We start from the raw sequence: 11,478 nt of genomic DNA, 5'->3' as shown, positions 1-11,478 counted from the left end.
TAAATATCTTCTACATTTTTCATGTAAAAGTTTTACTGGCCATCGCATCAATAATTTAAAAGATATGATTTTATGAAAAAGAGTAATAAAAGTTTTTCACACACACCGTTGAGATGGATGTGCATATTTTGATGCAGGGGGCTTACTCTCTATAATAGGAGGATAAAGTAGGTAATTTACATATTTTCATGCGTGCCCTTATATAAGACTGTTATTGCGGCTAGTATAAGGATGATCCCCATACAAGCAGGTGCGGCATGCCCAAGTGAAACATAAATTTGACCTCCAATGATCGGCCCAATCATTCTTGCTAAAGCCTGAATAGATTGACTACCTCCTTGAATCCTTCCTTGTTCACTAGAATCGACAGACTTCGAGAGCATCCCATTGAATGAAGGTCCAAAGATGGAATCACCAAAACCAAATATAAACATTCCAGCGATAAGAAAAGGATAAAATGAGAACAAAGCTGATGCTGCAATAAGACTATAACCTATAATTTCCGAAACCATTCCGAGAATTGCTATCTGTTTATCAGTAAGTTTTGTCAAAAGTTTTGGCATTATAAAACTTTGTGAAATGATATCTTGGAATCCCATAATTGAAAACATAAGTCCGATTAACGCAGGCTTCCAACTAAAAGTATCCATTGTAAATTGTGAAAAAATTGCCTGTAAAGATCCATTTGGTATCCAAAGTAAGAATGCTGAGACAAGTAGCCATTTTAAATTTTTCATGGAAAGTATATTTGCAAGTTGTGTAAATGGATTCAATCTTACAAAGGTAATCTCTTTCAATCTATTATTTTTGTCAAGGCTCTCAGGCATATATAAGATTCCATAAACAACATTTAATAAAGTTATGATTGCTCCAAAATACATAGGTACAGAATAACCAAACTTGGCAAGATATCCACCTATAGTTGGTCCAATAACAGTGCCTACTCCTACAACCGCACTTACCCATCCGAAGTATTTCGTTCTTTGTTCTGGAGGAATAATATCTGCAAAATATGCGAAGATAGTGCTTATGCTCCCTCCTGTTATACCTTCTATTATGCGCCCAGCAAATAGTATCCATAGAGCTCCTCCTATGCCAAAAACTAAGTACCCGATTGCGGAACCGAAAAGACATACTAAAAGTAATGGACGACGACCATATTTATCACTCAAAGCTCCAAGTGCGGGAGCCGCAAAAAATACGCAGACTGCATAAACAGAAGTTAATAGCGTAACGACGACCGCTTGTTCTGCCGAATTACTTGTATACGGCTGCACTAAAAATGGAACGACAGGTATTATAATGCTGAATCCTATTCCACAAAGAAACACAGAGATAAGACCGAATAGTAAGGCGTGTGTATCTATGACTCTTTCCGTATTATGTTCATTATGTGATCTGAATTTGGACATTTACATTCTCACCCCAACAGTTATTTTTGTTTCCTTATCAACAAAACAATAACTCCATTTTGTTTCTCTGTCAACAAAATTACAACAATAAAAAAGGCAATCCGTCCTTGGACTGCCTTTCGTTTCATTTTTATTTTTTAAATAGATTACGACTTAATATGTACACCTTGTTTCTTTATTTCTGTATCTAAATGTCTACTATACTTTTCCACAAAGCTAAGTATACTATCAAATTCTTCCTCGGTTACTTGATCAAACACAACTTTATCCCGTTCTTCAAACTCTTTGTGCAGATCCTCATGTATTTTATAAATTACTTTCCCTTGTTCAGTAAGCCTAAAATAGATTTCTTTCTTATTATCCGACTTCTGATAACTTTCGATAAGGCCTTTTTTTATAAGTTTTTTTGTTATTCTACTTATGGCACCGCGAGTCATATAAAAGGACTCCGCAAGTTTTGTCACGTTAGAATCTACATTTTTTTCAATGTATTCGATACAATGTACTTCAGAAGAATTATACCCCTTAAGACTGTCTTCCATCTTATCCTTATTAAGCCAAACAATCTTATTATATAAGTCCCTGAAACCCACTATGATCTTTTCTTCTTTATTCATGCCCTGTCCTCCTCCCCTTTGGTGCATTAACCATATTATATTTATTTTTTGCTTCTATTCCAACTCTAATGAAAAAAGAGAGTCAAAAGCGTGTTGAGCACCAAGAAACTCAATGTCATTTGAGCAAGACTTTGTCTACAATCTGAAACACTTATCTCTTTTCATTCTATCTCCATCAACCGTTTTGCCTCAAAATACAACACTTGAATAAACTTCTTCGTGTTAATACGTATATGACCAGAAGCCGCTACTTCATCTTTCGTCATTTCTGTCATCCGTTTTCTAACTATAGTAAAATCAAAAAATTTCGGAGCATAGCTTTCAAATTTCGGATTCGAAAAGTCTGTTAACCCGAGGGAAGCTAAGTGATTTAACGATTGATAAATCGCCCTTCTTACCCTTTGCTCAGATGCTTTCTTCTCTTTATCAATATCCGTATCTAAAGCTACATCCCCTAATTTCCTTATTGTAATATGATGGAAAATATCTTTTAACGCAGGAAATCCAAATTCAAATGTTTGTGCCTTTTCCTGCCCATATAAATATTCCAACATACTAAGCAAGTCTTTGCTTCCGTTCTCTCCCGCAATACCGAGTTCTGATAATAAATAGCGCCCTGAATCCGCTATTTTCTTCCCTTCTTGTATTGGCTCAGTTCGAACTTGCGGCTGTTCCCACTTAAAAACGTTATTCAATGATTTTTGAATATCATGTATAGAACGCTCCAAACGAATACGCTCCATTACTTTTCGTACAACAGATACAACTTCAATTTTATTCAGTGGCTTTGTAATATAATATTCTACTCCAAGTGTATACGCCTCACCTATAAGTTGCTTCGATTCAACTTGAGAAATCATAATGATCTTCCCAGTAAAAGCGGACGCAATATGACGAACTGTTTCAATTCCGTCTCGCATTGGCATTAATAAATCAATAAACAAAATATCTACTTTTTTAAAATTCAGTTGGTCCGCTTCAATAAAAGCTCCGTCTTCCGACTCTCCAATTACTTCCCCAAGATCTCCATCTTCAATAATTTGCGAAAGCATAGAACGGAAAACTTCATCATCATCTACGATATAATAAAACAACATTATTCCCCTTCCCTCTTTAAACTGCACTCCGGTAAACAAACGATAAACTTACACCCGCCGCCAGTTTCTCGGTCTTCTAATCTCACTTCTCCACCTAGCTCTGTTACCATTTCGTTTATGTAAGAAAGTCCAATACCTGTTGACGGTGTTCCCGTTTGATCATACTTTGAAGTAAACCCTGGCTTAAATACTAATTTCTTATACTTCTGTGCAATACCAGGACCATCGTCAATTACTTCAAAGAATATATGTTTATCTCGTTTATATAGCTTTATACTAATGAGACCTCTATCCTCAATTGCTTCCACTGCATTTGCAACTAAATTATTAAAAATTGATAGAACTGTATACACGTGATATGCAGCGTGCTCACCTTCTATATGTTTAGAAAAACATATATCTTTTCCTAGCATTTCAGCATACTTCTCATTTATTCTTACAATTATTTCCGCTAATTCATGTCCTTCTACATACTCAGCCACATTTTTATCTAATAACAGTTTAGATAACCCTGCAAAAATTCTTTGATTATCCTTTTTTATTTCATGCACTTCTCCTGCTATTTTTAAAGCTGTTTTGCTATTTAAGTCATCGTTCGCTTGTAAGTTTCGATATAGTTGATATGCTTCTTGTGTAATTAACTCAGCATTTTGTAACGTTTTTTTCAAATGGACAGATTCCACATATAAATTAGAGAGATACATTAACATATTTTCATTTTCTTTTCGAACTTGGGATTCTTTTAATTTCGTTTCATATAAATTCATCATATTTAAAAAACCGAGCGCAAAGAAACTACGGAAAATAGCTATAATGATTAGTTTATTCACTTCAGAAACTGTTATCGTTGTGCCTAGTACGAGCATATGATAAAACGCAAGTTCTGACATACTTGCAATAATTTCAATTGAAATTCCAAGGCACCCAATAACAATTGGCTTCTGATGAAACTTATTTACCCTACAAAACGAAAAGAGGCTTCCATAAATAAAATAATAAAAGAACACAGGATAGCGCAAATAAAATGATTCTGTCATATGGAATGAACCTTGCAATACCCAGTCAAGACTTACACGGAATAAAACTACAGATATACCGACGAGAACACCTGCAGCTGCTGCTGGTATCCTTCTTAAAAATAGTAATAAAAAGAAGAAAAGCGGTGTCCCGAAGCTAACACGAAACATATCATTAAAAGGATGAAAATTAAGCTCTCCAGCAATTGGGACAACTACCATTAATATAATTAAAAGATACATATCTTTCTTCCATAATTGATTCCAATTCAAAGCTGCCACTTCCTATATATTTTTCAAAATGTATAAGTAAAGCCCGTTTATTATTATAAACGGGCTTTTTCTCTATATACTAACCTTTTCTACCGCTTTTATTTGACGATACTCAGGCTTCCACATTGCTTCTTTCACTGCAATCTTAATATCGTTATCACTTAAGTTCTCTCTAGCAACACCTTCTGCAACTGCAACTTTCGCTACTTCAATTGCAACTAGTTCAGAGATATTACGTAACTCTTCAACTTCTGGCAAAATAGGTGCTCCTGGCTGACTTGTATCTACCATACTTGCAACTGCTTCAGCTGCTGCTGCAAACATTCCATCCGTCATGACGCTTGCACGAACAACAATTGTACCAAGACCTAGTCCCGGGAAAATAAGTGCGTTATTTGACTGTCCAATCACATACGTTACACCGTTATATGTAACTGGTTCAAACGGACTTCCTGTTGCAACTAACGCTCTTCCTTCTGTCCACTCGATTAAATCTGCTGGTTTCGCTTCCGCAAGTGGTGTTGGATTCGACATTGGTAAAATAATTGGTCTTTCTACGTGAGAAGCCATTTCTTTAATAATCTCTTCTTTAAATGCGCCCGCAACTGTTGATGTTCCAATTAAAATTGTCGGTTTTACATGTTTCACAACTTCAGCAAGCCCAATCACATCATTTTGTTTCCAATCACTTACTTCTGCTTCTTTTCTTGCATATGGAATTTGGAAATCAAGAAGACCTTCCATATTATCTGTAACTAATCCGTTACGGTCAATACACCAGAAACGATTATGAGATTCTTCATCTGATAAGCCGACGCGAACCATTGCATCTCTTACTTGATCTGCGATACCGATTCCAGCCGTACCAGCACCAAACACAACAACACGATGCTCACTTAGCGGTACACCAGAAGCTTTTACTGCCGATAATACAGCAGCAAGTGAAACTGCCCCTGTACCTTGAATATCATCATTAAATGTACAAACGTCATGACGATATTTATCTAAAATTTTTCGTGCATTTCGAGAACTGAAGTCTTCCCAATGTAGAAGCGCCTTCGGGAATTGTTTATTTACCGCTTGAACAAACGTATCAATAAATTCATCGTAAGCTTCCCCTGTTATACGAGGGTGACGATTTCCGATATAAAATGGATTGTTTAATAATTCCTCACGATTTGTACCTACATCTAAAATTACTGGTAATACACGGCTAGGATCGATTCCAACTGCGGCCGTATATACAGCTAATTTCCCGATTGCGATGTTAATTCCACCAACACCCCAATCACCAATTCCTAATATACCTTCTCCATCCGTTACAACGACTAAATCAATATTTTCAGCTGTTGCACCGATATTGGCAAATGCATCTTCAATACCTGATGGATCGTTAATTGATAAATAAATACCACGTGGTTTACGGTATTCATGACTATACCTTTGAATTGCTACACCTACAGTTGGTGTATATACAATCGGTAACATTTCACGTAAATGATCTGTTAATATACGATAAAATAATACTTCATTTCGATCATGTAACGCCGTTAAGTATACATTTTTTAATAAATCATCCGGCTGAGAACTAAATTGTTCATATGCTCGGCGTGCTTGTTCTTCTAATGTTAAAACCGCTGGCGGTAATAAACCTTTTAAACCTAACTCTTCTCTTTCCTCTTGTGTGAAAGCTACCCCTTTATTTAAAAGTGGTGTTGATAATACTTCTGCTCCTCTTAATGTTGTTTCTAATGCACCATTAGAAGCCACTGTAAACTTACTCATAACATCCCTACCTCTATTCATATATAGCATTTCTATATTGTAAACAAAAAAGAGGGGATTGTCCCCCTCTTCTTTTAATTTTTCTTTAAAAGAGTTGCTCCTGCAATCCCTGGATGTGTCATTTCGAATGGATCTAGAATTAACTCTAAATCTTCTTGTGACAATACACCATTTTTCACACAAAGTTCACGAACGGATTGACCTGTTGCAATTGCTTCTTTCGCAACACGAGCTGCTGCTTCATAACCGATATGAGGGTTCACGGCTGTAATAATTCCTACACTTTTCTCAACGTACTCTTTTAAACGATCTTCATTCGCTTCAATTCCTTTTAAGCAATTATCTGTAAAGGCACGGAAACCGTTATTCATAATGCTAATAGATTGAAGTAAGTTGAAAACAAGTACTGGTTCCATAACATTTAATTCTAATTGTCCTGCTTCTGAAGCAAGGCAAATTGTATGATCGTTACCAATAACTTGGAACGCAATTTGGTTAATAACTTCTGGCATAACAGGGTTTACTTTCCCTGGCATAATAGAAGAACCTGGTTGACGAGCTGGTAACATAATTTCTGCTAAACCAACACGTGGACCTGATGCCATTAAGCGAAGGTCATTCGCAATTTTAGACATGTTCATCATACATACTTTTAGTGCTGCAGACACTTCTGTGTACGCATCAGTATTTTGCGTTGCGTCCACTAAATCTTCTGCACCAACAAGGGGTAATTCACTAATTGTAGCAAGATGTTTTACAACTGCTTCAATATACTCTGGATCTGCATTTAGGCCTGTACCAACTGCAGTTGCTCCCATATTTACTTCATATAAATGTTGACGTGATTGCTTAATACGTTTCATATCACGTTCAAGTACGCGAGAATACGCTTTAAACTCTTGTCCAAGACGAATTGGTACAGCATCTTGTAAATGCGTACGACCCATTTTAATAACATGGTCGAATTGTTCTGCTTTTAATTCAAATACATCATGCATATAACCCATCGTTTGTAATAAGCCTTCTAATGCATTTAATGTCGCGATATGAATCGCCGTTGGGAATGCATCGTTTGTTGATTGTGCCATATTTACATGGCTATTTGGACTAATATAATGATAGTCTCCCTTTTCCATTCCTAATAATTCAAGAGCACGATTGGCGATGACTTCATTTGCATTCATGTTCATTGAAGTACCCGCACCGCCCTGAATTGGGTCGACGATGAAATGATCGTGCCATTTTCCATCTAGAATTTCTTGAGCAGCTTCTGCGATCGCGCCGCCTTTATTCAATTCCAATCTACCTACATCTGTATTTGCAAGTGCTGCTGCTTTTTTTACAACTGCGAATGCTTGAATTAAACCTTCATGAATTTTGTAACCTGTAATTGGGAAGTTTTCTACTGCACGCATTGTTTGTACGCCGTAGTATGCATAATTTGGTACTTCTTTTTCACCTAAAAAATCTTTTTCAATTCGCACACCATTTTTAACTTCAGTTAATGTTGCCATGATTATTCACTCCTTAACGATTTCTTATGCTGCTTTTGTTTCTTTGACTGTTTCTACATATTGTTTTGCTTTCTCATTATCGAATTCGCCTTCCCACTTCGACATAACAATGGCCGCTAATGCATTTCCTAATACATTGACAGATGAGCGAATCATATCTAAAATGCGGTCAATTCCCGCAATTAACGCGATACCTTCTAGTGGTAACCCCATTGAACCTAACGTTGCTAATACAACAACGAACGATGCACCTGGAACTCCCGCCATACCTTTGGATGTTAACATGAGAACGAATAATAACGTTATTTGCTCCGTCAGTGACATGTGTACACCATACATTTGTGCAACAAACAATGCCGCTAACGCTTGATAAATAGCCGATCCAGTCAAGTTAAATGTATAACCTGTCGGAATTACGAAAGAGGCAACTGCCTTTGGACAACCGAACTCTTCCATTTTTCTCATTATATTAGGTAAAACAGCTTCTGAACTTGCTGTCGTAAATGAAAGAATAAGTTCTTCTTTTAAAATTTTTATTAATGTAAAAATGTTTACGCCAACCATTCGTGCATTAATACCTAATACAATCACAACGAATAGTATAACAGTTACGTATACAGCTAGCACTAGTTTTCCTAACGGAAGTAGTGTTGCTACACCAAATTTCGCAACCGTAACAGCAATTAATGCGAATACACCGAATGGTGCAAACTTCATAACTTGATTTGTAACCCAAAACATTGCTTCGAGTACACCTTCAAAAAAGTTAAAGACAGGCTTTCCTTTTTCTCCAATTGCCGCAACTCCTAAACCAAATAACACGGAGAAGAATATAATCGGTAATAAGTCACCTTGTGAGATAGATTCAAATACGTTTTTCGGTACAATATGAACAATCGTTTCAGCAAATCCTTTCTTCTCTGTTGCATCTGCAGTTTGTTTATAAGAAGAAATATCACTTTGCTGTAAATTGCTCATATCAACGCCAGTACCTGGTTGGAATATATTCGCTGCAAGTAATCCCATTAAAATAGCAATCGTCGTAATAATTTCGAAATAAAGAATTGTCTTACCGCCCAGTTTCCCAAGCTTTTTCATATCTCCCACGCCAGCTACCGCAACAATTAATGCTGAAATAACAATTGGTACTACAATCATCTTAATTAAATGAATAAATATATCCCCAATTGGTGTGATATAAGAAATCGCCGTTTTATTGCCATAAAAGACTGCCCCTACTACAATCCCTAAAACAAGCGCGACAAAAATTTGTGTTGCCAATCCGAATTTTTTCATTTATGTTCATCCCCTTCATGCGAACGCTTTCAATTTGAATTTATAAAAGCTACTCACACATCATATAAGCGAACCTACAAAATCATACAAAAACCTACAAGTTTGTCACAAAAAATTCAAATATTTTTCATTGACACCATTTTGTTAAAAAACGATAAAATATACTTGATAAGTAATCAGATTGTTTCGTATAATCAAAAAGATATATACTTAAAACAAATCGAAATGAAAAGGAGTGGATAGTATGAAAAACTACACAAAGCAATTCGTCCTATCTTCTTCTTTTCTTTTTCATTTTCTTAAAAAGGAACAAAGGCATTCGCCTTTGTTCCTTTTTTATTGCGATCTATATAGGGGGAATTGTTATGAGGCCATATAAAAGAGTTTTAATAAAACTAAGCGGCGGCGCTCTTGCCGATCAAACTGGAAATAGCTTTAACTCCAAACGATTAGAACATATCGCAAACGAAATTTTATCCATTGTTGATTTAGGTATCGAAGTATCCATCGTTATCGGTGGCGGTAACATTTTCAGAGGTCATCTAGCTGAAGAATGGGGAATTGATCGTGTAGAAGCTGATAATATTGGTACGTTAGGTACGATCATTAATAGCTTAATGCTCCGCGGTGTTTTAACTAGTAAAACAAATAAAGAAGTACGCGTTATGACTTCCATCCCTTTTAACGCAGTAGCTGAACCATATATTCGCTTGCGTGCAGTCCATCATTTAGATAACGGTTATGTCGTTATTTTTGGAGGCGGTAACGGGCAACCTTTCGTTACGACAGATTACCCAAGTGTACAGAGAGCAATCGAAATGAATAGTGACGCCATATTAGTCGCAAAACAAGGAGTAGACGGTGTCTTTACAAGTGACCCAAAACATAACAAATCAGCGAAAATGTATCGAAAGCTGAACTATAACGATGTTGTTAGACAAAACATACAAGTCATGGACCAAGCCGCTTTATTGCTTGCTCGGGACTACAATTTACCAGCACATGTCTTTAACTTCGATGAGCCTGGGGTGATGAAGAAAATATGTTTAGGGGAACATGTGGGGACGTTGATTAATGATGATGTTTCGATGCTTGTGCATGAATAATAGTTATTTCTAATGAAAAGGGTGTCTATAAAAGACACCCTTTTCATTAACCTTTATAAATAAAAATCAGCCAATCCCCCCAACTTCTCCTTACAACGCTCCCAAAATGATAACTTCTCAAAAAATTCTTTCGTCATTTCTTTCGAATCATGAAAATCTTGCGTTAACGCCTCATTCACTTCTGAGACGATAGATCCACCATGAATATACAAATTCATCTCATCATTAATATAGAAGCTACGTGCAGTAAAGTTCGTTGTACCGATAACAGTTAATTCATTATCAATTAACATTAACTTCCCATGAAACATTCCTTTTTTATACCCATATACAGTAATCCCATTATTAACAGCTTGACGTATGTATGGATACGCCGCTTCTTTTATAAGAGGTAGATCTGGTTTATATGACCAAAGTATTTTTACTGTAACACCACGCTTTTGTGCTGCGATTAAAGCATTCATGGATTCTTTATTTTTTGCTATAAAATACGGCGTTGCAATTACAATGGAGTGTTGAGCTTGTTTTATGAGCTCTATATATTTTTCAGCAACGTAATGCCCATTGTAACTAGTCATAGTATGTAATGTATTCCCTTTACTAGCTTTATTCGTACTCCTCTTTATATCTTCTTTCGTATCTCGTTTCCAATCTAAAGCGAATTGCTGTTCTAAATCTTTTGCTCCTTCTCCTTTAAGCCGTACATGATAATCACGCCAATATCCAAATCGCTTATCTTTCCCTAAGTACTCATCTCCTATATTAAATCCGCCTGTATAGCCAATCTCCCCATCAATCGTCGTAATACGGCGATGATTACGATGATGAAGAGAATAAAACCCGAATGGTAATTCAGGTTTTCTACTATATGTAAAATGTACACCACTTTCCTGCAATTCATTTTTCATCTTTCTTTCAAATGATAAATCATTAATGCGATCAACCGATAAATAGACGTTTACTCCTTCTTTCGCCTTCTCTTTTAATAAGTTTAAAAAAATATGACTACTTTTATCATCCGACAAAATGAAAAAATAAGTGTAGATGGAGCTTTTCGCTTTTTTAATATCTTCAAATAGCTGCTCATATAATGACTTCCCTTCTACATATAATTGAAAGTCACTATAATGAGGTGTATACTCTGTCGGCATGTTTTTCCCAGCTTCCATTTTCCTACCGAGGGTAACATCGATATGCATCCAAATTAAAATAAAAACGAAAATAGCAATAATAATAGAAGTAACTCGTAATATTTTTTTAATCATTTTGATTTCCTTCCGATCATTTTCTTTCCACCCTTCTATTTTGTCATTCAAGTTTAGATTTCATGCTTCATACAAAAAAGGATGCGACTTAACGTCA

The 11,478-nt window shown here is 36.0% G+C and carries 9 protein-coding genes; 1 reads left to right on the top strand and 8 read right to left on the bottom strand.

The annotated features are described in order from the left end of the window. Positions 1-176 precede the first annotated feature (176 nt). From ACS2MN_RS12745 to ACS2MN_RS12715, 7 genes are all read right to left on the bottom strand, one after another. Positions 177-1,412: an MFS transporter gene (locus tag ACS2MN_RS12745; RefSeq protein WP_000033175.1), complete on the bottom strand. Its 1,236-nt coding sequence runs from the start codon at positions 1,410-1,412 to the stop codon at positions 177-179. Positions 1,413-1,558: 146 nt separating this feature from the next. Next, a complete protein-coding gene (locus tag ACS2MN_RS12740) occupies positions 1,559-2,029 on the bottom strand; it encodes a MarR family transcriptional regulator (protein ID WP_001030884.1) in 471 nt (156 codons plus the stop codon). 161 nt (positions 2,030-2,190) lie between these two features. Beyond that, positions 2,191-3,123, bottom strand: coding sequence for a response regulator (locus ACS2MN_RS12735; protein WP_043322880.1), 933 nt, complete (start codon positions 3,121-3,123; stop codon positions 2,191-2,193). Between the two features lie 2 nt (positions 3,124-3,125). Next, positions 3,126-4,424, bottom strand: a complete 1,299-nt coding sequence (locus ACS2MN_RS12730) for a sensor histidine kinase (protein WP_098709131.1) — start codon at positions 4,422-4,424, stop codon at positions 3,126-3,128. Between the two features lie 63 nt (positions 4,425-4,487). Next, positions 4,488-6,200, bottom strand: a complete 1,713-nt coding sequence (malS, locus tag ACS2MN_RS12725) for an oxaloacetate-decarboxylating malate dehydrogenase (protein ID WP_002093791.1) — start codon at positions 6,198-6,200, stop codon at positions 4,488-4,490. Positions 6,201-6,274: 74 nt separating this feature from the next. After that, complete coding sequence (gene aspA / locus ACS2MN_RS12720) at positions 6,275-7,714, bottom strand: aspartate ammonia-lyase (protein WP_000224192.1); 1,440 nt, start codon at positions 7,712-7,714, stop codon at positions 6,275-6,277. Positions 7,715-7,738: 24 nt separating this feature from the next. Continuing rightward, positions 7,739-9,010 carry a cation:dicarboxylate symporter family transporter gene (locus ACS2MN_RS12715; RefSeq protein ID WP_000713298.1) on the bottom strand — a complete coding sequence of 424 codons (1,272 nt, stop codon included), beginning with the start codon at positions 9,008-9,010 and terminating at the stop codon, positions 7,739-7,741. Positions 9,011-9,375: 365 nt separating this feature from the next. On the opposite strand from ACS2MN_RS12715, the gene pyrH reads away from it, so the two are divergent. Beyond that, positions 9,376-10,116 carry a UMP kinase gene (gene pyrH / locus ACS2MN_RS12710; protein ID WP_001248057.1) on the top strand — a complete coding sequence of 247 codons (741 nt, stop codon included), beginning with the start codon at positions 9,376-9,378 and terminating at the stop codon, positions 10,114-10,116. Between the two features lie 53 nt (positions 10,117-10,169). Here the strand turns inward: pyrH and ACS2MN_RS12705 are convergent, their stop codons facing one another. Further along, positions 10,170-11,381 carry a phospholipase D-like domain-containing protein gene (locus ACS2MN_RS12705; RefSeq protein ID WP_000591925.1) on the bottom strand — a complete coding sequence of 404 codons (1,212 nt, stop codon included), beginning with the start codon at positions 11,379-11,381 and terminating at the stop codon, positions 10,170-10,172. Positions 11,382-11,478: the final 97 nt, after the last annotated feature.

The organism is Bacillus cereus group sp. BceL062 (assembly GCF_051780025.1).
Classification (GTDB): domain Bacteria; phylum Bacillota; class Bacilli; order Bacillales; family Bacillaceae_G; genus Bacillus_A; species Bacillus_A toyonensis.
The sequence above is the reverse complement of the archived record's forward strand: the minus strand, read 5'-3'. Positions and strand labels throughout refer to the sequence as shown.